Source organism: Actinomadura macra NBRC 14102, assembly GCF_001552215.1.
GTDB lineage: Bacteria > Actinomycetota > Actinomycetes > Streptosporangiales > Streptosporangiaceae > Spirillospora > Spirillospora macra.
On the sequence record NZ_BCQT01000017.1, the window covers coordinates 256401 to 278018 of the forward strand.

A 21618-nucleotide genomic window follows, 5' to 3' on the forward strand; every position below is an offset into this window, starting at 1 on the left:
GTCGCCCGGCCCCCGCCCGGCGCCTGTCACCGCGCCCCGGCGCGGCCGTGGGCGCCGCTGAGCCGCTCGGCGTGCTCCTGGAGGGAGCGGACGCCGACCTGGCCTCCCGTGACGGCCTCGATGCCCTGGACGGCCGCGGCGAGCCCTTGGACGGTCGTCACGCACGGTACGCCCCGCAGCACGGCCGCGGTACGGATCTCGTAACCGTCGAGCCGGGGCCCGGACTGGCCCGGGCTGCCGAAGGGCGTGTTGACGATGAGGTCGACCTCGCCGTCCAGGACGCGCTGCACGATGGTGGGCTCGCCGTCCGGGCCCGGACCCTCGCCGTGTTTGCGCACGATCTTGGCACGCACGCCGTTGCGGCGCAGGACCTCGGCGGTCCCTTCCGTGGCAAGAATCTCAAAGCCCAGGTCAGCGAGACGCTTGACCGGGAAGATCATGTGCCGTTTGTCCCGGTTCGCCACCGACACGAACGCCCGGCCCTTGGTGGGCAGGGAGCCGTAGGCGGCCTGCTGTGACTTGGCGTAGGCGGTGCCGAACACCTCGTCGATGCCCATGACCTCACCGGTGGAGCGCATCTCCGGGCCGAGGACGGTGTCGACGCCCTGGCCCTGCGCGTTGCGGAACCGGTCGAAGGGCAGGACAGCCTCCTTCACCGCGATCGGCGCGTCCAGCGGGAGGGTCCCGCCGTCACCGGCCTCGGGCAGCAGTCCCTCCGCGCGGAGCTGCGCGATGGTGGAGCCCATCATCACGCGGGCGGCGGCCTTGGCGAGCGGCACGGCCGTCGCCTTGGACACGAACGGGACCGTCCGGGACGCGCGCGGGTTGGCCTCCAGCACGTACAGGACGCCCGCGGAAAGGGCGTACTGGACGTTCATGAGGCCGAGCACCCCGACGCCCCGCGCGAGCGCCTCGGTGGACTCGCGGATGCGGCGGATGTCGTCGTGCCCCAGGGTGATCGGCGGGAGCGCGCACGCGGAGTCGCCGGAGTGGATGCCGGCCTCCTCGATGTGCTCCATGACGCCCCCGAGGTACAGCTCCTCGCCGTCGAACAGGGCGTCCACGTCGATCTCGATGGCCTCGTCCAGGAACCGGTCGACCAGCACGGGGTGCTCCGGGCTCGCCTCGGTGGCGCGGGCCATGTACGACTCCAGCGTCACGTCGTCGTACACGATCTCCATGCCGCGTCCGCCCAGCACGTACGAGGGGCGGACGAGGACGGGATAGCCGATCTCGGCGGCGATGTCGCGGGCCTCCGCGTAGGAGGTCGCGGTGCCGTGCTTGGGCGCGAGCAGCCCGGCCCGGTGCAGGACACGCCCGAACGCGCCACGCTCTTCGGCCAGGTGGATGCTCTCCGGCGAGGTGCCCACGATCGGCACGCCGGCGTCCTTGAGCTTCTGGGCGAGGCCCAGGGGGGTCTGGCCGCCGAGTTGGACGATGACGCCCGCGACCTCGCCGGACTGCTGCTCGGCGTAGACGACCTCCAGGACGTCCTCCAGGGTGAGCGGCTCGAAGTAGAGCCGGTCGGAGGTGTCGTAGTCGGTGGAGACGGTCTCGGGGTTGCAGTTGACCATGACGGTCTCGTAGCCCGCCTCGGCCAGCGTGAACGAGGCGTGGACGCAGGAGTAGTCGAACTCCACGCCCTGCCCGATGCGGTTGGGGCCGCTGCCCAGGATGAGCACCTTGGGCTTGACGCCCGGGGGCACCTCGGTCTCCTCGTCGTAGGCCGAGTACAGATACGGGGTCTGCGCCGCGAACTCGGCCGCGCAGGTGTCCACCGTCAGGTACACCGGGCGGACGCCCAGAGCGTGCCGCACTTCCCGGACGACCTCTTCGGACAGGTTGCGCAGCTCACCGATCTGGGCGTCGGAGAACCCGTGTCGCTTGGCGCGCAGGAGTTTGTCCCTGGTGAGCGCGTCGTCGGCCGTGCGGATCTCCTCGGCGATCTCGTTGATGGCGGCGATCTGGTCGAGGAACCACGGGTCGATGCCGGTCGCCTCGTACAGGTCCTGGACCCCGGCACCGGCCCAGAGGGCGCGCTGGACGTCCCTGAGGCGCCCGTCGTGCGGTCTCCCGGCGGACTCGACGAGGGCGTCGACGTCGAACTCCCCGGTCCAGCTGAACGATGATCCCTTCTGCTCCAGCGATCGCAGTGCCTTCTGCAGCGCCTCGGTGAAGCAGCGCCCGATGGCCATGGCCTCGCCCACGGACTTCATGTGCGTGGTGAGCGTGCCGTCCGCGCCGGGGAACTTCTCGAACGCGAACCGCGGGACCTTGACCACCACGTAGTCGAGCGTGGGCTCGAACGAGGCGGGCGTCTCGCGGGTGATGTCGTTCGGGATCTCGTCCAGCGTGTACCCGATGGCGAGCTTGGCGGCGATCTTGGCGATGGGGAAGCCGGTGGCCTTGGACGCCAGCGCCGAGGAGCGCGACACCCGCGGGTTCATCTCGATGACGATCATCCGGCCGGTGCCGGGGTGGACGGCGAACTGGATGTTGCAGCCGCCGGTGTCGACACCGACCTCGCGGATCACCGCGATGGCGACGTCCCGCATGTTCTGGTACTCGCGGTCGGTCAGCGTCAGCGCGGGCGCGACGGTGATCGAGTCGCCGGTGTGCACGCCCATCGGGTCGAGGTTCTCGATCGAGCAGACGATCACCACGTTGTCGTGGCGGTCGCGCATGACCTCCAGCTCGTACTCCTTCCAGCCGATGATCGACTCCTCCAGGAGCACCTCGCTGGTCGGGGACGCGTCGAGCCCGGCGCCGCCGATGCGGCGCAGGTCGTCCTCGTCGTGGGCGAACCCGGATCCGGCGCCGCCCATCGTGAACGAGGGCCGCACGACGACCGGGTACCCGAGCTCGTCCGCGGCGGCCAGGCACTCGTCCATCGTGTGGCAGATGAGCGAGCGGGCCGACTCGGCGTTCAGGCCCTGCTCGCGCGCGACCTTGGCGACGACCTCCTTGAACCTCTCCCGGTTCTCCCCGGCCTGGATCGCGTCCACGTCGGCCCCGATCAACTCGACCCCGTACCGCTCCAGGGCGCCGCTCTCGTAGAGCGCTATGGCGGTGTTCAGGGCCGTCTGGCCGCCGAGGGTGGGCAGCAGGGCGTCCGGCCGCTCCTTTGCGATGATCTTTTCGACGACCTCGGGGGTGATCGGCTCCACGTACGTGGCGTCCGCGAACTCGGGGTCGGTCATGATCGTTGCGGGGTTGCTGTTGACCAGCGTCACCCGCAGGTCCTCGTCCCGCAGCACCCGGCACGCCTGCGTGCCGGAGTAGTCGAACTCGCAGGCCTGGCCGATGACGATCGGCCCGGAGCCGATCACCAGGACGGAAGTCAGGTCTTCACGGCGCGGCATTACCTCGACCCCTCCATGATCTCGCAGAAACGGTCGAAGAGCCCGGCGGCGTCGTGCGGGCCCGCCGCGGCCTCCGGGTGGTACTGGACGCTGAACGCCGGGCGGTCCAGGAGCCGCAGCCCCTCCACGCACCCGTCGTTCAGGTTGACGTGGCTGACCTCGGCCCGCCCGTAGGGGGTATCGAACGGCCCGTCGGTGGGCGCGTCCACGGCGAAGCCGTGGTTGTGGGCGGAGACGTCGACCTTGCCGGTCGTCCGGTCCTGGACAGGTTGGTTGATGCCCCGGTGACCGAACTTCAGCTTGTACGTGCGTAGCCCGAGCGCGCGCCCGAAGATCTGGTTGCCGAAGCAGATGCCGAAGAACGGCTTGCCCGCGTCCAGGACGCCCCTCAGCGCATCCACCGCGTATCCGGAGGCGGCGGGGTCCCCGGGCCCGTTGGAGAAGAACACGCCGTCCGGCGCGATGGCGAGGATCTCCTCGGCCGTGCTGGAGGCCGGCAGAACGTGCACCTCACAGCCCCGCTCGGACATCCGGTACGGCGTCATGGACTTGATACCGAGGTCCACGGCCGCGACCGTGTAGCGCTTCTCGCCCTGGGCCGGGATCACGTACGTCTCAGATGTCGAGACGCTCTGGGCCAGGTCGGCGCCCTCCATGGAGAGGCTCTGTCGGACACGTTCCAGCAGCGCATCCTCGCCTGGGGTGAGCGCCTCAGGGCCGCTGAAGATGGCGGCCCGCATCGCGCCCTTGTCCCGCAGGTGCCGCGTCAGGGCGCGCGTGCCGGGCATGGCGATGCCCACCACACCCTGCTCGCGCAAGGCGGATCCCAGCGAGCCGGTGGCCCGCCAGTTGGAGGCGACCCGCGCGGGCTCGCGCACTACGTATCCGGCGACCTGGATACCGCGCGACTCCGGATCCTCGTCGTTCACGCCGGTGTTGCCGATGTGGGGGGCGGTCATGGCCACGATCTGCCGGGCGTAGGACGGGTCGGTGAGGGTCTCCTGGTAGCCGGTCATGCCGGTGTTGAAGACGATCTCACCGAAGGTCTCGCCTTCGGCTCCGTACGCGACCCCGTGGAACACCCTGCCGTCTTCCAGAACGAGCAGAGCAGGGTTCATTGGAGCTTCCCTTCGAGGACGGTCGGGCGGCCGCGCAGGAACGTGGCGATGACTCGGCCGGGCAGCTCCAGCCCCGCGAACGGGGTGTTGCGGCTCTTGGAGGTCATCGCCGAAGCGTCCACGGTGCGGCGCGGCGACGGGTCGTACAGCGTGATGTTGGCGGGCGAGCCCACCTCAAGCGGACGACCCTGTCCGGAGAGGCGGCCGATGCGGGCGGGGGCGGACGACATCCGGTCGGCGACGCCCGCCCAGTCGAGCAGGCCGGTGTCGACCATGGCCTCCTGGACGACGGGCAGCGCCGTCTCCAGGCCGATCATGCCCATCGCGGCCACGGCCCACTCGGTCTCCTTGGCCTCGACCGGGTGCGGGGCGTGGTCGGTGGCGACGCAGTCGATCGTCCCGTCGGCGAGGGCGCGCCGCAGGGCGGTGACGTCGTCGGCGGTGCGCAGCGGCGGGTTGACCTTGTAGATCGGGTCGTAGGTCCCGGCGCGCCCGTCGTCGAGCAGCAGGTGGTGCGGGGTGACCTCGGCGGTGACCGGGCAGCCCTTGCTCTTGGCCCAGCGGATGATCTCCACCGAGCCGGCCGTGGAGACGTGGCAGACGTGCAACCGCGATCCGACGTGCTGGGCGAGCAGCACGTCCCGGGCGATGATCGCCTCCTCCGCGACCGCGGGCCAGCCGGCCAGCCCGAGCGCCGCCGACATCTCGCCCTCGTTCATCTGCGCGCCCTCGGTGAGCCGCGGCTCCTGCGCGTGCTGGGCGACGACGCCGTCGAACGCCTTCACGTACTCCAGCGCCCGCCGCATGATCACCGCGTCGGACACGCAGTGCCCGTCGTCGGAGAACATCCGCACGCGGGCGGCCGAGTCGGCCATCGCGCCGAGTTCGGCGAGCTTCTCGCCCGCGATGCCGCGCGTGACGGCGCCGACCGGCTGGACGTCGCAGTACCCGGCCTCGCGCCCGAGCCGCCACACCTGCTCGACCACGCCCGCCGTGTCGGCGACCGGATCGGTGTTGGCCATCGCGTGGACGGCCGTGTAGCCGCCCATCGCGGCTGCCTTCGTCCCGGACTCGACGGTCTCGGCGTCCTCGCGCCCTGGCTCGCGCAGGTGGGTGTGCAGGTCGACGAGCCCCGGCAGCGCGACCTGGCCGGCGGCGTCGACGACCTCGGCGCCCGCCGCGTCCAGCCCGGCCCCGACCTCGGCGATCTTCCCGTCCCGCAGCAGGATGTCGGTGGGCGCGCCGCCCAGGATCCGCGCGCCCCTGATCAGGTGGTTCATTCGGAGACCTCCTTGCCGATGGCGGGCTCGGAGCCGCCGAGCAGCAGATAGAGCACGGCCATCCGGGCGCTGACGCCGTTGGCGACCTGCTCGACGATCGTGGAGCGGACGGAGTCGGCGACGTCGGCCGCGATCTCCACGCCGCGGTTCATCGGGCCGGGATGCATGACGATGGCGTGCTCGGGAAGCCTGGCCATGCGCTCACCGTCCAGCCCGTAGCGGCGGCTGTACTCGCGCACCGTCGGGAAGTAGGCGGCGTTCATGCGCTCCTGCTGGACGCGCAGCATCATGATGACGTCGCTCTTGGGGATCACGGCGTCGAGGTCGTAGGAGACCGCGCACGGCCAGGTGTCGATGGCGACGGGCAGCAGCGTCGGCGGCGCGACCACGGTCACGTCGGCGCCGAGCGTGTCGAGCAGCAGCACGTTGGATCGTGCCACGCGGCTGTGGAGGACGTCGCCGACGATCGTGACCCTGCGGCCCTCCAGACCGCCCAGGCGCTTGCGCATCGTGAACGCGTCCAGAAGGGCCTGCGTCGGGTGCTCGTGGGTGCCGTCGCCGGCGTTCACCACGCTGCCCCGCACCCAGCCGGCGAGCCGGTGCGGGGCGCCCGAGGCGCCGTGCCGGACGACGACGCCGTCCGCGCCCATCGCCTCCAGGGTCAGCGCGGTGTCCTTCAGGCTCTCGCCCTTGGACACGCTGGACCCCTTCGCCGAGAAGTTGATCACGTCGGCGGACAGCCGCTTGGCGGCCGCCTCGAAGGAGATGCGGGTCCGGGTGGAGTCCTCGAAGAACAGGTTGACCACCGTCCGGCCCCGCAGGGTCGGCAGCTTCTTGATCGAACGGCCCGCGACCTGGGCGAGTTCCTCGGCCGTGTCCAGCACGAGCAGCGCGTCGTCCTTGGTGAGGTCGGCCGCCGAGATGAGATGTCGCTTCATTTCCCTCCTCCGGCCGGGCCGAGCAGCACCGCGTCGCGCCCGTCGTTCTCGTTCAGCAGGACCCGCACGGTCTCCCGCATGGAGGTGGGCAGGTTCTTGCCGACGTAGTCCGCGCGGATCGGCAGCTCGCGGTGCCCGCGGTCCACCAGCACGGCGAGTTGGACGGCGCGGGGGCGCCCGAGGTCGTTCAGCGCGTCGAGCGCGGCGCGGACCGTACGTCCGGAGAAGAGCACGTCGTCGACCAGGACGACCACACGGTCGTCGACCCCGTCGGGGGGAAGCTCGGTACGTCCCAGTGCCCGCGCGGGCCGCATCCGCAGATCGTCGCGGTACATGGTCACGTCCAGAGAACCCCAGGGCACCGGGCGGCCCTCGACTTCGCCCAGAAGTCCCGCCAGCCGTTCGGCGAGCGTCACCCCACGGGTCTGAATGCCGAGCAGCAGGACGTCGTGCCCGCCCTTGGTGCGTTCGAGGATCTCGTGCCCGATCCTGGTAAGCGCGCGCCGGATGTCCGGTTCCTCTAGAACGGCCTTCGGCCGAGGGTCACCGTCTGCCACGCGCGCCTCCGCCGGCCCGTCCGGCCGGGGGGCAGCATTCACCACCGAAACCTCCTTTCCCGCCTCACAGGACGGGTCTTAAAGGACGCCTTGTCTCCCACACCGTAGCAGCCGGGCCCCGTCCGCCCGCACCGGGAGGTCGAACGTCTTGCCTGGTGAGAGGGGTCACACTCGAACACGCTGCGCTCTCGAAAAGGGGCGGGGGAACGGTCCGTCCCGCCGTGCCCGCAGGGCTTGCGGGCGATCTGGACGACCCGGATCGAGACCGGTTGATTCGACCGCTTTTTTCCAATCGGCTTGACCTGAAGCCGTCCCCGTTTTACCGTCACTGTCCGTAACCATCCCTGGGGGCGGATTCCCGAGGCCAATGGCTTCGAGAACCGCCCACTCCCGGCGACCGCCGGGGTCCAACGACGACGAAAGTGAGCCTGGGGGGCCGCATAATGCCGTCTGAATACGCTAAGGCTCTCGGCGCGCGCCTGCGCGCCATCCGCACCCAGCAGGGACTGTCCCTGCACGGTGTGGAGGAGAAGTCCCGCGGCCGCTGGAAGGCCGTCGTCGTGGGTTCGTACGAGCGGGGCGACCGCGCCGTCACCGTTCAGAAGCTGGCCGAGCTCGCCGATTTCTACGGCGTGCCGGTTTCCGAGTTGCTGCCCGGCGGAGCCGCGCCGAGCCCGCTCGGGCCTACACCCAAGCTCGTGATCGACCTCGAGCGGTTGCAGCAGCTTCCGAAAGACAAGGCCGGTCCTCTCGCCCGTTACGCCGCGACGATCCAGAGCCAGCGGGGCGACTACAACGGAAAGGTTTTGTCCATCCGCCAGGAAGACCTGCGTTCACTCGCGGTCATCTACGACAAGTCCCCGAACGAGCTCACAGAAGAGCTCATCACCTGGGGCGTCCTCGACCCGGAGGCGCGCCGCGCCGTCGAGTCGTTCTGACCCAACCGCACCACTCGCACCGTCCGGGGCCTGCCGCGTCAGCGGCGGGCCCCGTTCGATTGCGCTACTCCGGGCCGACCGGACATAACGTGGCAAACAAGCGCCATGGCGGCCGCAGGACGGCGGCAGGGCGGCCAGGAGGACCCCCTGCGCGGCCCGTAGAGGTCCCTTAGGCGCCCGACGACGCCCGCCGGCAACACGGGGACAAGGTCATCGTCGCGGGGGCCCAGGCAGCCCTGAGGGGCGCCTGGGCCCCACCCTCCCGAACCCGTTGTGGAGATCGGTTCCGTCCGCCCATGGTCGGCCCGGTCACGCCGGCGGGATGGCGTCCCCAACGCGGGGCGCGAGCACGGTTCGCAGGACGTCACCGGTGTGCTCACCCAGGGTGGGGGCCGGGCTCGGCGGCGGCGAGGCGGAGCCGAAGAGGATCGGTGACCCGGGGGCCAGGTGCGGGCCTACGCCCGGCTGGTCCAACTCGCCCATCAAGGGGTAGGCGTGCAGGTCGGCCGCCAGCTCGGCGAAGTCGCGGTAGCGCGACCAGAGGACGGAGGTGTCGCGCATGGCGTCCCCGACCTCAGCGCAGGTCCGGGACGAGAACCACGGCGCGAGGACGCCGCCGAGCGCCTCACGGTAGGTGTACCGGTCGCCGGCCTGGCCGAAGTCGGCGTCCAGGGCACGTTCCAGGGCGCCGGCCACTTCGGCCAGCCCGGTCACGGCGACCAGGTCGCGCCAGTGCCGGGCGGTGAGGACCGCGACCATGACGCGGCCGTCGGCGGTGACGAAGTCGCGGCCGAAGTCGCCGAACAGGTGGTTGCCCAAGCGGGGACGGGGCTCGGCGCACAACTGCGCTTCTGCGAGATACCCGAGGTTTCCTGCGGTGGCCAGCGCGACGTCTTGGAGGGCGACGCGGATCTGCCGTCCCTCACCGGTACGCAGGCGATGGCGTTCGGCGGCCAGCAGCCCGACGGTCAGATAGAGGCCGCATGCCACGTCCCACGCCGGAAGCGCATAGTTGACCGGGGTCGACCATGTCTCGGGCCCGGTGATGGACGGGAAGCCGAGCGAGGCGTTGACCGTGTAGTCGACCGCGTTGCCGCCGTCACGGTCGCCGTGGAGCTGCACATGGACGAGGTCGGGCCTGGACGCGCGGAGCTCGTCGTAGGTGAGGCCCTCGCGCGGAGGCGCGTTGGTGAGGACGGTTCCGCACTCGGTGATGAGCCGCGCCACGACGTCACGGTCAGCCGCGGAGCGCAGGTCGACCGTGACCGAGCGCTTTCCCTTGTTGAGGCCCGCCCAGTAGAGGCTCCGGCCGGACGGGGCGAGCGGCCAGCGGTCGATGTCGGGGCCGCCGCCGGTCTGGTCGACACGGATCACGTCCGCGCCGAGCTGGGCGAGTGTCATCCCGCCGAGCGGCGCGGCGACGAAGCTGGACAGCTCGACCACACGCATCCCGGCGAGAGGAAGGTCTTCTCCGGTCACCGGGCCATCTTTATCAGGACGGCCCGTGCAAATCCGGGCGGGGCGTGGGATCGCGCCGGCGGGGCAGCTCGGGGGGAATTGTCCACCACCGGCGCGATCGTCACGGTGGTCGGCGCCCAGGGGCGGCTCAGCTCGCTTCGGGGATCGGCAAGGTGGGCTGGCTGGTGATACCGAGAGTGTCTTCGACGAGGGAGACGAAGACGCCCGCGTCGTGCAGGAGTTCCTCGGCCTCGCGCGGGGTCACCGCGCGTGGAAGGCCCGCCTCGGCGGCCGCGCGCTTGTCGGCGCCAGCGGCGAAGAAGGCCGCCCACTCGCGCAGCGCCGGCTCGGCCTCCGGCAGCAGGACCCAGACGCTGCGGGGCCGCCCGCGGCGGTGCGTCTCGACCGGCTCCCTGGACGCCAGGACGGCCGCGGCCGCGCGCAGGGCCGCCAGGTGGGCGCAGACGTAGCGGACGGCGGGTGAGGTGGCCTCGGCGGCCTCGGCGAGGCCCATCCGGGCAGCGTGGAGCTGCCCGACGGCGGTGTGCGCCGGGCGGGGCGCGGGCATCGGCCGATGGCGCGGGCTCGGCGGGACGGACTGGGCGGCGGAGTGGACTCCGCGTGCGGTCATCGTTCCGGACATGACTGCCTCCTTCCGGGGCTCGGGCCGGCCGGGCGGAGAGCTTCCCCTCACTCCGCCCGGCCGTCCGTCCCGCCCGGCGCATCGCGCTGCCTCCGGGCGGGGACGTCGCCCTGGCGCGGGCCGCGAGTCCCGCACCACGTCGAACATAAGTTCGACGCATTCACAGTAAACCGTCCCCGGAGCGATTCGTCAACGTGTTCGAACAAGGGTCAGTTTCCGCAGGTCAGAGACCCAATGACGGCGTGTCACACCGCGCGGCGGACGTGCACCGGGACACCCGTGCCGACCAGGCGCGGGAAGTACGCGGCGATGTGCATCGGCATCCGCACGCAACCGTGCGAGGCCGGGAAGCGAGGCACGTCCAGGGCGCCGTGGAAGGCGATGCCGCCGTTGAAGTAGACGGGGTTATAGAGCCGTCCGAGCGGCGAGGTCTCCCACCCGGACGCGCGGCGGCCCGTCCGGAAGTCGCCCGTGCCGGTCGTGGCGTAACGGCAGCGGGGAACGGTGGCGCCGCGGTCCTTGGCACAGTAGTACTCCCCCGAACCGGACGAGATGTGCGTGATGAGCCGCGGTTTCCCGTCCTTGTAGAGCACGAGATACTGGCGTCGCAGGTCCACGTCGACGCGGTCGGCCTCCCGGCGCTTGGCCATCGCACGCGGTTGCCGGGGATGGTCAAGGGCCTTCCAGAACGTCTTTCCCAGCGTGCCCGTCTGCTTGAGCCGGTTGACGGCCTGGAACGCCCACACCGCGAGCTGCGTGGACGGCCCGTAGCGTCCGTCCGCCTGGCCCGGGTCATAGTGCAGGTCCCTCAGACGGCGCTGGAGCGCCCTGACGTCGGGGCCCTTCGCGCCCGGCTTGAGCTTGCGGCGCGCGGGCGGGGGCTTGGGCCGGGACGGCTTGGACGACGACCGCGCCGGTCCCGGGGAGGCCGCCTCGCCCGCCCTCTCCTCGACCGGCTCGCACGCTGTCAGCAGGACGATCGGGATCAGCAGTACAGCAGTCTTCCGCATGCCCATCTGTCTCCTCGCGTCACCGCAGACCTTAAAGTGCTTGCCATGCATCCGAATGCCGAGCGTGTCGCGCGGGCCCTGGAAGAGCAAGGGGCGACCGGAAAGATCGTGGAGCTGCCCGATTCGGCCCGGACTGCGCAGGCCGCGGCCAACCAGCTGGGCTGCGCGGTGGGAGCCATCGCCAACAGCCTGGTGTTCGACGCGGACGGGGCACCGCTGCTGGTGCTGACGAGCGGCGCGCACCGGGTCGACACCGCGAAGGTCGCCGCGCTCGTCGGCGCGGAGAAGGTGAGCAGGGCGACGCCGGAGTTCGTCCGGGATGCGACGGGGCAGCCGATCGGGGGTGTCGCTCCGCTGGGACACCCCGCGCCGATCCGTACGCTCGTGGACGTCTGGCTGGACGAGCACGGCGAGGTGTGGGCGGCCGGCGGGCATCCGCACACCGTCTTCCCCACCTCGTACGGGGAGCTGTTGAAGATCACCGGGGGCACCCCGGCGGAGGTGGGTTGACATGGGGACGGAGCGCCCGGCGAGCACAGACGCCGGCCGAGACGGCATGGAGATCTGGCACAATCCGCGCTGCTCGAAGAGCCGCGCGGCGAAGGCGGCTTTGGACGAGGCGGGGGTGAAGTACACCGAGCGCCGCTACCTGGACGAGCCGCCCACCGCGCAGGAACTCGACTCGGTCCTCACCCGTCTCGGGTTGGAGCCGTGGGACGTGGCACGGCTCAGCGAACCCGTCGCCAAGGAGCTGGGGCTGAAGAACCTGGAGCATGACCGGGCACGGTGGATCGAGGTCATGGCGGCGCACCCGGTGCTGATCCAGCGGCCGATCGTCATGACCGGCGGGAGCGCGATCGTGGCACGTGATAGCGAATCGGTACAGCGGGCTCTCGACAGCCAGTGACGCTGGTGTGATTCTGGGGAACTGAGCCACGACGTCCGGTGACCTCGGAGGGGCGATGACCGCGCAGATGCGCACTGGCCCGGCCGCGCACGATCCCGCTTTCCGGGGGATCGACCCGCCCGCGCTCAACCAGGTGATCAGGCAGCTCCAGGACGCGCAGAACGCGATCCAGGGGTGGCTGAACGGGCACCGCCCGCCACCGGGCGTTTCGGCGGCGGGGTACCGGCAGGCCGACCAGGTCGCGCAGTGGGCCGCCGACCAGCTCGGGATGCTGACCCGGCGCTACAACTACGCGATCACGCACCCGGACGGCGGCGGCCCGGCCAAGCCCCCGGTCACCGCCCCCTCGCCGTCGCCCTCGCCCGGCGTCCAGAAACCCGTGAAGACGGGTCCGGCCCATCCCGTCCGCCCGCCGCGGCACCAGGCCCCGCCGACGTCGCGGGGCGCCGGTGACCTCGGCAACTTTCCCAACCGGCAGGCGGCGTCCAAGGCGGCGAAGACCGACGCCCTGGCCGTCGTGGCCGCGATCCAGGACGGCAAGCCCGTCCCGGATCAGGTCTGGAAGCATCTCAAGGCCAACAGCGACGACCCCGACTACACCGAGAAGCTCTACGAGCGGCTCGGTCCCGCCGCCGCGGCGGATCTGCTCAAGTCCGCCCGCGGCGACAAGGCACTGCTGAAGGTCGTCGAGGAGTCGATCGGAACGGCCAGCCACCACCTGCCGATGGACGTGAGATGGCTGCGGGCGTTTCTGGCCGAGGCCGACCGCGCCGGGGTGCGGCCGGTCGCCGTCCAGGTGCTCACCGGGGCGGACCTGAGCCAGAAGACGCGCGAGGCCGTCGCCAAGCTGAACCTGCGGCGAAAGGACGGATGACCATGGCCGCTCCGCCGCCCCCCGGAAGCCTGCCGCCGCCGATCGACGCCGTCACGGCCGTCCGGCTGCCCCCGACCGAGCAGCCCAATCCCGCGTACGGGCAGCTCTACCAGGCGTACGCGGACGCCTACGGCAGCATCGACCGGCTCCGGCAGGCCCTGGACGCCCCGGTGCGGACGCTGGGCGGGACGGACGCGTGGTTGGGGCCCGAGGCTCGCCAGTGGGGCGGGCAGCTCGACACCAACCGCGGTGCGCTGAAGAAGGCCGCCGACCGCATCCTCTGGGACATCTACGACCGGCTTTCCGCCACGCAGAGGACAGTCACGCGGGTCTAGTCTCTGTCTGGTGAGGGACCCGAAGCTGCGCGAGATCGACGAACGCGCCTTCCTGCGCAGGCTCAACCCGATGCTCGACGTGTACGCCGCCGCGATGGAGCCGCCCGCAGAACAGCTTCCGGGACGTCACGCCATCATGGAGCGGCACGCCGCCTATCCCGCCTTCCGCGCGTTCGTCGCTGAGCGGCGCGGGGCGCTGCCTGGCCTGACCGGGCCGGTCCAGGGGTTCGCATACGGGTTCCATGGCACGCGCGGCCAGTGGTGGCACGACGTCGTCTACCAGGCACTGGCCAGCCGGGAGGGGTCCGAGCACGCGGAGATGTGGCTGGAGGACCCGTTCGAGGTGGCGGAGTTGCACGTCCACCCGGACGCGCAGGGCAAGGGCCTCGGGCGCGGCCTGCTGACCGCGCTGTGCGAGGGCAGGCAGGAGCGCACCGTGGTGCTGTCCACGCTGGATCTCCAGCCCGACACCCCCGCCCGCCGGCTCTACCGGTCGGTGGGCATGGTGGACCTGCTGACCGGCTTCGAGTTCCCTGGCGGCGGCCCCCGCTATGCGGTCATGGGCGGGACGCTGCCCCTGGCGCCGTACCCGGCGTCGTCCAGCAGACCATAGACCTCGCGGGTCGCCGTGGACTTGTTGAACGTGATGAAGTGGATGCCGGGCACGCCCTGGTCGAGCAGCTCGCCGCACAGCTCGGCGGCGTGCTCGATGCCGAGCCGCCGCACCGCCTCCGGGTCGTCGCCGACGGCCTCGAACCGGGCGCGCACCTCGGCCGGGAACGGCGCGCCGGACAGCTGCTCGGACCGCTCGATCGTGCTGAGCTGGGTGACCGGCATGATCCCCGGAATGATCGGGACGTCGCAGCCGGCGGCGTCGACGCGGTCGCGCAGCCGGAAGAAGTCCTCGGCGCGAAAGAACATCTGGGTGATCGCGTAGTCGGCACCGGCGCGGCACTTGGCGACGAAGTGCCGGGTGTCGCTCTCGACGTCGGGCGAACGCGGGTGCTTGTAGGGGAACGCCGCCACGCCGACGCTGAAGTCACCGTACGAGCGGATCATCCGGACGAGGTCGGCGGCGTACTCGACGCCGTCGGGGTGCTTGACCCACTCTCCCATCGGGTCGCCGGGCGGGTCGCCGCGCACGGCGAGGATGTTGCGGACGCCGACCGAGGCGAACCGCCCGATCAGCTGCCGCAGCTCGGCCTGCGAGTGGTCGACGGCGGTGAAGTGCGCGACGGGCGTGAGCGTGGTGTCGGTGGCGATCCGCTCGACGATGTCGACGGTCTTGTCGCGGGTGCCGCCACCGGCGCCGTACGTCACCGACACGAACGTCGGGTGCAGGGACTCCAGCTCGCGGATCGTCCGCCACAGGTTCCGCGCGCCCTGGTCGGTCTTGGGCGGGAAGAACTCGAACGAGAAGGACCGGCCGGAGGCCAGCAGTTCTCGGACGGTGGGGGGCCGGTCGGGGCGCAGGCGTAGCATCACCCCAGCCTACAGAAGCACCGCGGCCGGCCGATATGAGTGATCCCGGACACGTCTTGTACCCCAAAAGTCCCAATTTTTCGTGATCTGGGGACATATCCCGGCGGGGGTGACCCGGTCCCCTGGATACGATCACCGCATGTCACCGAGCCGCATCCGCAAGGAGGTCGACGGCGCACTGCTGTCCTTCGTCGCCCGGCAGCGCCCGGGCCTGCTGGCGATCAGCGACGACCTGGCGCCGGCGATGTCGGCGCTGGACGCGCTGCTAGGCGAGGGCAAGCGGCTGCGTCCCGCGTTCTGCTATTGGGGGTGGCGCGCCGCGGGCGGCGGGCAGGACGAGGGCATCGTGAACGCGGCGGCCTCGCTGGAGCTGCTCCAGGCCAGCGCACTGATCCACGACGACGTGATGGACTCCAGCGATACCCGCCGGGGGCAGCCGTCGGTGCACCGCAAGTTCGAGGCACTGCACCGGGCGCAGGGCTGGCCCGGCGACGCGACGGCGTTCGGCGAGGGCACCGCGATCCTGCTCGGGGACCTGTGCCTGGCCTGGTCGGGCGAGATGTTCGAGACCTGCGGCCTGGACGACGAGCGCCGCCGCCGGGGCCGCGCCGTCTACGACCTGATGCGCACCGAGGTCATGTGCGGCCAGTATCTCGACATGCTGGAGGGCACCCGCGGCGGCGCGACGGTCGAGACCGCGCTGCGCGTGGTGGAGTACAAGAGCGCCAAGTACACGATCGAGCGCCCCCTGCACCTCGGGGCCGCGCTCGCCGGCGCCGGCCCGGAAGTGTCCGCCGCCCTGTCCGGCTACGGCCTGCCCCTCGGCATCGCCTTCCAGCTCCGCGACGACGTGCTCGGCGTCTTCGGCGACCCCGCCGAGACCGGCAAGCCCGCCGGTGACGACCTGCGCGAGGGGAAGCGCACCGTCCTCATCGCCCTGACGCTTGAGCGGGCGACCCCCGCGCAGGCCACGGCCCTTCGGCGGCGCCTCGGCGACCCGGACCTCGACCGTCCCGGGGTCGCCGAGCTGCGCAGCATCATCGAGGAGACCGGCGGCCTCGCCGCCTGCGAGTCGATGATCGCGCAGTACGCGCGCACGGCGGACCGCGCCCTGGCCAGTGCCCCCATCACCGGTGAGGCACGCGACGCCCTGGCCGCCCTGGCCGTGGCGGCCACCGCCCGGCGGACGTGATCGGCTGAGATGAGTGGTGGCGAGGGGCACCCTGCCACTGTTTGGTGGCGGAAATGTTGCCACGTGCGCCGATACCTCCCGCAGCCCGCGGGCGCCCGATCGGCCGGTGCAGGTCGCGTGGACCGGACCCTCGGCGCCTGTTCGGCAAAGTAAGATCGGGGTTCCCCTGCCGTAGGCGGGGGTGACGCGGTACAAATGAGGAATTCTTCGTCCGTCCCCGCCGAGTCGGAGCCCCCCAGTGCCGCACGACACCTCCCGCGGGAGGACGAACCCCCATCCCGCGCGTTCCGCTTCCGCCCGCCCAGGCGGCGCCCAGAAGCGCGCCGGACAGCCCCGGCCCGCCCAGCCCTCCGGCGGCAAGACGCGCGGGGCCCCGGCCGCCCGCCCGGTACGCGCGTCCAGGCCGGCTCGAACGCACCGGCCCGAATCCCCGCTCGGCCCGGACGACCCGCGTGGCCTCGGCGGCTACACGCTGCTCGGGCGGCTCGGCGAGGGCGGCCAGGGCGTCGTCTACCTCGGCCGCGGCGAGGACGGCGAGCTCGTCACCGTCAAGCTGCTGCGCGGCGGCATCGCGGCCGGGCAGCGCGCCCGCAGCCGCTTCGTCAAGGAGGCGGACGCGGCGCGGCAGGTCGCCGGGCGGCACACCGCCCGCGTGCTGGACGCCGACGTGACCGGCGACCGGCCCTACATCGTCAGCGAGTACGTCGAGGGGCCGTCGCTCCAGCAGGTCATCGAGGAGCGGGGGCCCCTGTCACCGCCGCGGCTGCGCAAGGTCGCGCTGCGCACCGCCGGGGCGCTCGCGGCGATCCACCGCGCCGAGATCGTGCACCGCGACTTCAAGCCCGGCAACGTCCTGCTCGGGCCGGACGGCGCCAAGGTCATCGATTTCGGCGTCGCCCGCACCGCGGACGCGGCACCGCTGACCACCGGGCCGGTCGGCACCCCCGCCTACATGGCGCCCGAGCAGATCGAGGACGAGCCGGTCGGGCCGCCCGCCGACGTGTTCGCCTGGGGCGCGACGCTGGTGTTCGCCGCCACCGGGCGGCCGCCGTTCGGCACCGGGCCGAGCGCCGCCGTGATGCGGCGCGTCACGTCACGGCCGCCGGAGCTCGGCGACCTGGACGGGCCGCTGCGGGAGCTGGCGGTCCGCTGCCTGGACAAGAACCCCGCCGCGCGACCGACCGCGCGGCAGCTCGTCCGGGCGCTGCGGGACGGGCAGGCGCCCGCGCCCAAGCCGCGACCGAAGCGCATCCCCCGCTACCGCTGGCGGATGATGCTCGCCCTCGCCGCCGTCGTCACCGCCGGTTTCGCGGTGGGCGTGCTCTTCTAGCCGGGCCGGGGGGCGACCCCGTCACCAGTGGGGCGGGCGCTCTTCCAGGAGGCGGTCGTCATCACCGCCGCCGGCGCGCCACTCGCCCCAGCCGGTGTCGGTGTCGTCGGACGTCTGGTCCGGCAGGACGTCCAGGTCGTCGTCGTCCAGGTGCACGAGCCGGTCGTCATCGGGTTCCTCGCTCATGATCCCATTGTCGGTCATCCCGGCGAGCGCCCCGGCCCGGGGTCAGCCCAGGCGGCGCGCGAACGCGGCCGCGGCGGCGCCCGGGTCGTCCGCGTCGGTGATCGCCCGCACCACCACGACGCGGCTCGCGCCCGCGGCCAGAACCTGGTCGAGGTTGCCGAGGTCGATCCCGCCGATGGCGAACCACGGGCGGGTCGCGCGCCGCTCCGCCACGTACTCCAGCAGCTTCGGGCCGGGCGCGGCGCGACCGGGCTTGGTCGGTGTGGGCCAGACCGGGCCCGCACAGAAGTAGTCCACTCCGGGCTCGGCCACGGCGGCGGACGCCTGCTCACCGGAATGGGTGGAGCGGCCGATCAGGACGTCGCCGCCGACGATCTCGCGAGCGGCGCGGACGGGCAGGTCATCCTGCCCGAGGTGCAGGACGTCGGCGCCGGCGGCGTGCGCCACGTCCGCCCGGTCGTTCACCGCGAGCAGCGCGCCGTGCCGCCCGCAGGCCGCGCGGAAGATCTCCAGGTACTCCAGCTCCTGCCGGGCCTCCAGGCCCTTCTGCCGGAGCTGGACGAGATCCACCCCGTTGCCCAACACCGCGTCCAGGAACTCCGGCAGGTCTCCTTGGCGCTCCCGCGCGTCCGTGCAGAGGTAGAGCCGGGCCCGGCCGAGCCGGGCGCGAAGCGCGACGGCCCGTTCGGAGGGGAGGTGCCTGGACACGGTGAAGGCCATCCTTCCGGATACGGTTCGCGGGGCCACCCGGCGGCGCGACACCGCCGCGCGTGACCCCGCGATCCTGTCACGTGCGTTCTGTTCGTGGCCTAGGAGGTGGCCGGCCTCAGATGGCCAGCGCCTGGGCCCTCCGGCGCACCTCGGTGCCCCGGTTCTCGCTCAGCGCCTCGACGGGCGTGCCGGGCAGCGTGTCATCGGCGGTGAAGAGCCAGCGGACCGTCTCCACCTCGTCGAAGCCCGCGTCCGACAGGAGCGTCAGGGTTCCCGACAACCCCTTGATGACCTGCCCGTCCTTGATGAACGCGGCGGGCACCATCGGCTCGCCGGCACGGCGGACCGACAGGAGCCGGCGTTCGCTGATGAGCTGCTTGATCCGGTTGGGCTTGATCCCGAGGCGCTCGGCGGTCTGCTTCAGGGAGAGCCACTCCCCGGCCAGGGCGTCGGTGCGGGGGTCGAGTGCGCTGTCAACGGTTGCGTGCATCTGCGTCACGCCCCCTGCCTACCACGCCTTCGGAATGCTCAAACCCGCTGGGCGCCCGTTCCAGCAGGTCCGCGTCCGCTACGCGCGAACAGCCTGCCGGACAGGCACGTCCGGATCGGCGAGCAGCGCCGGATCGACGGGCGTTCCGGCGGCGATCACGCGCCTGGCCTGCACGAGGTCCCGGGGACGGTGCACCGTGAGGATCGCGTCCAGCCGGTCGCCGGTGAGCCACGCCACGGCCCACTTGGCGTCCGCCGGGTCCCCTCGGTGGACGATCCGCTCGGACGCCGCGTGGACGCCCGCGTACTGCACCATGCGGCCGAACTGTTCCGACCAGAAGTAGGGAACGGCGTCGTACACGGCGCTCCCGCCGAGCAGGGTCGCGGCGGCCGTCTCCGGCGCGTTCAGGGCGGTGTCCCAGTGCTCGACGAGCAGGCGGCGCCCGTACCGCCGCGACCACCAGGCGGCGCAGTCGCCGACCGCCACGATGTCCGGGCGCGGATCGCCGTCCTGCGTGAGCACGCGGAACGAGGCGTCGGTGACGACACCGCGTTCCAGCAGGAGGCCCGAGCCGTCCAGCCAGTCCAGGACGGGACGGACCCCGACACCGACGACCACCTCGTCCGCCTCGATCCGCCCGCCGCCCGGGGCGCCGGCGAGGGTGAGGCCGCCGTCCTCGACCGACGCGACCTTGACGCCGGTGCGCAGCTCGACGCCCGCCTCCGCGTACCAGGGCGCCGTGAGCGCGCCGACCTCCGGCCCGACCGCGTTGGCGAGGGGGGTGTCCGCGGCCTCGACCACGGTGACCGCGCAGCCCTTCCGCGCGGCGGCGGTCGCGACCTCCGCGCCGATCCAGCCCGCGCCGACGATCACGATGCGGGCGCCTTCGGTGAGCGCCGCGCGCAGGTCGCGGGCGTCCTCGATGGTGCGCAGGACGCGCTGGCGCCCGTCTCCCGGCAGCGTGATCGGCGCGGCGCCCGTGGCGATCACCAGCCCGTCGAACGGCAGGTCGCCCGCCGTGGACGTCACGACGCCGCCCCCGCCCGGCGTGGCCGGGCGCAGCCCGGTGGCGCGCTCGCCCAGCAGCAGGTCGCAGCGCAGGGCGTCCCAGTCGGCGTCGACCGTGGTGTCGTCGGTGTCCCCCGCGAGGACGGCTTTCGACAGCGGCGGCCGGTCGTAGGGCCGGTGCCGCTCCGCCGAGACGAGCGTGAGCGCGCCCGCGTACCCCTGGGCCCGCAGCGCCTCGACGGCCCGCACGCCCGCCAGCCCGCCGCCCACGACGATCGCCCTGTCCATGTCGGTCACCCTAACCAAGCGACCTAAATGGATCATTGACCGGTATCCGGACAACTGTGGACATCACATGAGTCGTAAGGTGGAGGGGCAAGAGCGCGGGAGTCCGGTGCGACCGGGCTGAGAGGGCGGCTGAACGGGCCGCCGACCGCCACGACCTGATCCGGATCATGCCGGCGAAGGGAGCGCGCATGGAGATCGTCATCATCGGCGCCGGGGTCATCGGGCTGGCCACCGCCTGGCGGGCCGCCGCGGGCGGCGCCGCCGTCACCCTGGTCGACCCGCGGCCGGCGGGCGGGGCCTCGTCGGTCGCGGCGGGCATGCTCACCCCGGTCAGCGAGCTGACCTACGGCGAGGAGCCGTTGCTGCGGCTCGGGCTCGCCTCACGCGAGCGCTACGGCCCCTTCATCGCCGAGCTGGAGGAGGTCACCGGGCTCGGCACCGGCCACCGCACCGACGGCATCCTGGAGGTGGCGTTCGACTCCGGCGACCTCGGTTACCTGGACGACCTGCGCCGCTTCCAGGAGCGCCTCGGCATCCCGACCGAGGCGCTCACCGGACGCGAGTGCCGCCGGCACGAGCCGATGCTCGCGCCCGGCGTGCGCGGCGGGCTGCTCGCCCCCGAAGACGGCTCGATCGACCCGCGGCGTCTGACGCGGGCCCTGCTGGCGGCGGGTGAGGGCCTCGGGGTGCGGCTCGTCCGGCAGCGCGCCGCCGGCGTCCTCGTCCAGGCCGACGCGGCGGTCGGGGTGCGGCTGGGCGACGGCACGCAGATCCGCGCGGACAAGGTCCTGCTGGCCGCGGGTCCCTGGTCCGGTGACATCGAGGGCCTGCCGGACGGGATCGTCCCTCCCGTCCGTCCGGTGAAGGGCCAGGTCATCAGGCTGCGCACGCCCGTACCGTTCCTCCGGCGCTCCACCCGCGGCCTGGTGAAGGGCTCCTCGGTCTACCTGGTGCCCCGCACTGACGGCGAGGTCGTCGTCGGCGCCACCCAGGAGGAGATGGGCTTCGACACGCGGGTGACGGCCGGAGGGCTGTGGGAGCTGTTGCGCGACGCCCGCGAGTTGCTGCCCGGCATCACCGAGCTGGAATTCGTCGAGGTCTCGGCGGGGCTGCGGCCCGGCTCCCCCGACAACGCCCCCGTCATGGGCCCCACCGCGCTGCCCGGGTTCTTCCTCGGCACCGGCCACTTCCGCAACGGCGTCCTGCTCACCCCGGTGAGCGCCGACATCCTGGCCGCGATGCTGCTGGAGCAACCCGTCCCCGAGGTCGCCGCCCCCTTCACCCCCGACCGTTTCTCCGAGGTGCAGTGATGAAGGTCATGGTCAACGGCGAGCCGCGCGAGCTCCCCGAGGGCACCAGCGTGGCCGACGCGGTCGCGTCCGTCACCGCGGCCGGGTCCGGCGTGGCCGCCGCGCTCAACGACGAGGTCGTCCGCCGGTCGGCGTGGGACGAGACGCCGCTGCGCGAGGCCGACCGCCTCGAAGTGCTCACCGCCGTGCAGGGAGGCTGAC

23 protein-coding genes are annotated in these 21618 nt (G+C 72.3%); 10 read left to right on the forward strand and 13 right to left on the reverse strand.

The features are described from left to right. Positions 1-26 precede the first annotated feature (26 nt). From carB to pyrR, 5 genes are read right to left on the reverse strand one after another with little or no spacing between them, the layout of a single operon-like run. Positions 27-3362 carry a carbamoyl-phosphate synthase large subunit gene (carB, locus tag AMA02S_RS27240; protein ID WP_067463069.1) on the reverse strand — a complete coding sequence of 1112 codons (3336 nt, stop codon included), beginning with the start codon at positions 3360-3362 and terminating at the stop codon, positions 27-29. After that, the gene (gene carA / locus AMA02S_RS27245) at positions 3362-4480 is read right to left on the reverse strand and encodes a glutamine-hydrolyzing carbamoyl-phosphate synthase small subunit (RefSeq protein WP_067463072.1); all 1119 of its coding nucleotides are present in this window, start codon (positions 4478-4480) and stop codon (positions 3362-3364) included. The genes carB and carA overlap by 1 nt, the downstream gene beginning before the upstream one ends. Continuing rightward, a complete protein-coding gene (locus AMA02S_RS27250) occupies positions 4477-5760 on the reverse strand; it encodes a dihydroorotase (protein ID WP_067463075.1) in 1284 nt (427 codons plus the stop codon). Before AMA02S_RS27250 ends, carA begins: the two co-directional genes overlap by 4 nt. Then, on the reverse strand, positions 5757-6698 hold the full coding sequence (locus AMA02S_RS27255; protein WP_067463078.1) for an aspartate carbamoyltransferase catalytic subunit: 942 nt from the start codon (positions 6696-6698) through the stop codon (positions 5757-5759). Before AMA02S_RS27255 ends, AMA02S_RS27250 begins: the two co-directional genes overlap by 4 nt. Next, on the reverse strand, positions 6695-7255 hold the full coding sequence (gene pyrR / locus AMA02S_RS27260; RefSeq protein WP_067463550.1) for a bifunctional pyr operon transcriptional regulator/uracil phosphoribosyltransferase PyrR: 561 nt from the start codon (positions 7253-7255) through the stop codon (positions 6695-6697). Before pyrR ends, AMA02S_RS27255 begins: the two co-directional genes overlap by 4 nt. Positions 7256-7698: 443 nt before the next feature. Here pyrR and bldD point away from each other — a divergent pair, with 443 nt between their 5' ends. Next, on the forward strand, positions 7699-8193 hold the full coding sequence (gene bldD, locus AMA02S_RS27265; protein ID WP_067463081.1) for a transcriptional regulator BldD: 495 nt from the start codon (positions 7699-7701) through the stop codon (positions 8191-8193). Between the two features lie 309 nt (positions 8194-8502). Here the strand turns inward: bldD and AMA02S_RS27270 are convergent, their stop codons facing one another. From AMA02S_RS27270 to AMA02S_RS27280, 3 genes are all read right to left on the reverse strand, one after another. Beyond that, the gene (locus AMA02S_RS27270; RefSeq protein WP_245667855.1) at positions 8503-9672 is read right to left on the reverse strand and encodes a CoA transferase; all 1170 of its coding nucleotides are present in this window, start codon (positions 9670-9672) and stop codon (positions 8503-8505) included. A gap of 127 nt (positions 9673-9799) precedes the next feature. Then, positions 9800-10294: an SAV_6107 family HEPN domain-containing protein gene (locus AMA02S_RS27275; protein ID WP_157430853.1), complete on the reverse strand. Its 495-nt coding sequence runs from the start codon at positions 10292-10294 to the stop codon at positions 9800-9802. A gap of 245 nt (positions 10295-10539) precedes the next feature. Next, positions 10540-11304, reverse strand: coding sequence for a L,D-transpeptidase family protein (locus AMA02S_RS27280; protein WP_245667856.1), 765 nt, complete (start codon positions 11302-11304; stop codon positions 10540-10542). Between the two features lie 45 nt (positions 11305-11349). On the opposite strand from AMA02S_RS27280, the gene AMA02S_RS27285 reads away from it, so the two are divergent. From AMA02S_RS27285 to AMA02S_RS27305, 5 genes are read left to right on the forward strand one after another with little or no spacing between them, the layout of a single operon-like run. Next, positions 11350-11814: a YbaK/EbsC family protein gene (locus AMA02S_RS27285; protein ID WP_067463087.1), complete on the forward strand. Its 465-nt coding sequence runs from the start codon at positions 11350-11352 to the stop codon at positions 11812-11814. A 1-nt stretch (position 11815) separates the two neighbouring features. Further along, on the forward strand, positions 11816-12211 hold the full coding sequence (locus AMA02S_RS27290; protein ID WP_245667857.1) for an arsenate reductase family protein: 396 nt from the start codon (positions 11816-11818) through the stop codon (positions 12209-12211). A gap of 55 nt (positions 12212-12266) precedes the next feature. Next, positions 12267-13085 carry a hypothetical protein gene (locus AMA02S_RS27295; RefSeq protein ID WP_067463090.1) on the forward strand — a complete coding sequence of 273 codons (819 nt, stop codon included), beginning with the start codon at positions 12267-12269 and terminating at the stop codon, positions 13083-13085. Next, positions 13082-13420: a hypothetical protein gene (locus tag AMA02S_RS27300; protein ID WP_245667858.1), complete on the forward strand. Its 339-nt coding sequence runs from the start codon at positions 13082-13084 to the stop codon at positions 13418-13420. The genes AMA02S_RS27295 and AMA02S_RS27300 overlap by 4 nt, the downstream gene beginning before the upstream one ends. Positions 13421-13430: 10 nt before the next feature. Further along, positions 13431-14033, forward strand: a complete 603-nt coding sequence (locus AMA02S_RS27305) for a GNAT family N-acetyltransferase (protein WP_067463096.1) — start codon at positions 13431-13433, stop codon at positions 14031-14033. On the opposite strand, the gene metF is transcribed toward AMA02S_RS27305, so the two are convergent. Beyond that, positions 13970-14902, reverse strand: a complete 933-nt coding sequence (gene metF, locus AMA02S_RS27310; RefSeq protein WP_067463099.1) for a methylenetetrahydrofolate reductase [NAD(P)H] — start codon at positions 14900-14902, stop codon at positions 13970-13972. The genes AMA02S_RS27305 and metF overlap by 64 nt on opposite strands. A gap of 139 nt (positions 14903-15041) precedes the next feature. Between metF and AMA02S_RS27315 the strand changes: the two genes are divergently transcribed. Together AMA02S_RS27315 and AMA02S_RS27320 are read left to right on the forward strand one after the other, a co-directional pair. Further along, the gene (locus AMA02S_RS27315; protein ID WP_067463102.1) at positions 15042-16094 is read left to right on the forward strand and encodes a polyprenyl synthetase family protein; all 1053 of its coding nucleotides are present in this window, start codon (positions 15042-15044) and stop codon (positions 16092-16094) included. Between the two features lie 238 nt (positions 16095-16332). After that, a complete protein-coding gene (locus tag AMA02S_RS27320) occupies positions 16333-17424 on the forward strand; it encodes a serine/threonine-protein kinase (RefSeq protein ID WP_245667859.1) in 1092 nt (363 codons plus the stop codon). Between the two features lie 21 nt (positions 17425-17445). On the opposite strand, the gene AMA02S_RS43020 is transcribed toward AMA02S_RS27320, so the two are convergent. From AMA02S_RS43020 to AMA02S_RS27340, 4 genes are all read right to left on the reverse strand, one after another. Further along, complete coding sequence (locus tag AMA02S_RS43020; RefSeq protein ID WP_169806897.1) at positions 17446-17610, reverse strand: hypothetical protein; 165 nt, start codon at positions 17608-17610, stop codon at positions 17446-17448. Positions 17611-17652: 42 nt separating this feature from the next. Then, positions 17653-18318, reverse strand: coding sequence for a thiamine phosphate synthase (gene thiE / locus AMA02S_RS27330; RefSeq protein WP_245667860.1), 666 nt, complete (start codon positions 18316-18318; stop codon positions 17653-17655). A gap of 118 nt (positions 18319-18436) precedes the next feature. Then, entirely contained in the window at positions 18437-18811 is a 375-nt protein-coding gene (locus tag AMA02S_RS27335) for an Rv2175c family DNA-binding protein (RefSeq protein ID WP_067463568.1), read from the reverse strand. A gap of 78 nt (positions 18812-18889) precedes the next feature. Continuing rightward, positions 18890-20107 carry an NAD(P)/FAD-dependent oxidoreductase gene (locus tag AMA02S_RS27340; RefSeq protein ID WP_067463571.1) on the reverse strand — a complete coding sequence of 406 codons (1218 nt, stop codon included), beginning with the start codon at positions 20105-20107 and terminating at the stop codon, positions 18890-18892. Positions 20108-20295: 188 nt separating this feature from the next. Between AMA02S_RS27340 and thiO the strand changes: the two genes are divergently transcribed. Both thiO and thiS read left to right on the forward strand, forming a co-directional pair. Then, positions 20296-21417, forward strand: coding sequence for a glycine oxidase ThiO (gene thiO, locus AMA02S_RS27345; RefSeq protein WP_067463112.1), 1122 nt, complete (start codon positions 20296-20298; stop codon positions 21415-21417). After that, positions 21417-21617: a sulfur carrier protein ThiS gene (gene thiS / locus AMA02S_RS27350; protein ID WP_067463115.1), complete on the forward strand. Its 201-nt coding sequence runs from the start codon at positions 21417-21419 to the stop codon at positions 21615-21617. Before thiO ends, thiS begins: the two co-directional genes overlap by 1 nt. The last annotated feature ends 1 nt before the right edge of the window (position 21618 follow it).

What these genes read in the sequence shown, in the direction of transcription:
- AMA02S_RS27250 (WP_067463075.1), bottom strand. Translation starts at nt 5,760, where the DNA reads ATGAACCACCTGATCAGGGGCGCGCGGATCCTGGGCGGCGCGCCCACC.
- AMA02S_RS27280 (WP_245667856.1), bottom strand. Translation starts at nt 11,304, where the DNA reads ATGCGGAAGACTGCTGTACTGCTGATCCCGATCGTCCTGCTGACAGCG.
- AMA02S_RS27335 (WP_067463568.1), bottom strand. Translation starts at nt 18,811, where the DNA reads ATGCACGCAACCGTTGACAGCGCACTCGACCCCCGCACCGACGCCCTG.
- AMA02S_RS27315 (WP_067463102.1), top strand. Translation starts at nt 15,042, where the DNA reads ATGTCACCGAGCCGCATCCGCAAGGAGGTCGACGGCGCACTGCTGTCC.
- bldD (WP_067463081.1), top strand. Translation starts at nt 7,699, where the DNA reads ATGCCGTCTGAATACGCTAAGGCTCTCGGCGCGCGCCTGCGCGCCATC.
- AMA02S_RS27285 (WP_067463087.1), top strand. Translation starts at nt 11,350, where the DNA reads ATGCATCCGAATGCCGAGCGTGTCGCGCGGGCCCTGGAAGAGCAAGGG.
- AMA02S_RS27300 (WP_245667858.1), top strand. Translation starts at nt 13,082, where the DNA reads ATGACCATGGCCGCTCCGCCGCCCCCCGGAAGCCTGCCGCCGCCGATC.
- AMA02S_RS43020 (WP_169806897.1), bottom strand. Translation starts at nt 17,610, where the DNA reads ATGAGCGAGGAACCCGATGACGACCGGCTCGTGCACCTGGACGACGAC.
- AMA02S_RS27275 (WP_157430853.1), bottom strand. Translation starts at nt 10,294, where the DNA reads ATGTCCGGAACGATGACCGCACGCGGAGTCCACTCCGCCGCCCAGTCC.
- carB (WP_067463069.1), bottom strand. Translation starts at nt 3,362, where the DNA reads ATGCCGCGCCGTGAAGACCTGACTTCCGTCCTGGTGATCGGCTCCGGG.
- AMA02S_RS27255 (WP_067463078.1), bottom strand. Translation starts at nt 6,698, where the DNA reads ATGAAGCGACATCTCATCTCGGCGGCCGACCTCACCAAGGACGACGCG.
- metF (WP_067463099.1), bottom strand. Translation starts at nt 14,902, where the DNA reads ATGCTACGCCTGCGCCCCGACCGGCCCCCCACCGTCCGAGAACTGCTG.
- thiO (WP_067463112.1), top strand. Translation starts at nt 20,296, where the DNA reads ATGGAGATCGTCATCATCGGCGCCGGGGTCATCGGGCTGGCCACCGCC.
- AMA02S_RS27290 (WP_245667857.1), top strand. Translation starts at nt 11,816, where the DNA reads ATGGGGACGGAGCGCCCGGCGAGCACAGACGCCGGCCGAGACGGCATG.
- AMA02S_RS27340 (WP_067463571.1), bottom strand. Translation starts at nt 20,107, where the DNA reads ATGGACAGGGCGATCGTCGTGGGCGGCGGGCTGGCGGGCGTGCGGGCC.
- carA (WP_067463072.1), bottom strand. Translation starts at nt 4,480, where the DNA reads ATGAACCCTGCTCTGCTCGTTCTGGAAGACGGCAGGGTGTTCCACGGG.
- AMA02S_RS27295 (WP_067463090.1), top strand. Translation starts at nt 12,267, where the DNA reads ATGACCGCGCAGATGCGCACTGGCCCGGCCGCGCACGATCCCGCTTTC.
- thiS (WP_067463115.1), top strand. Translation starts at nt 21,417, where the DNA reads ATGAAGGTCATGGTCAACGGCGAGCCGCGCGAGCTCCCCGAGGGCACC.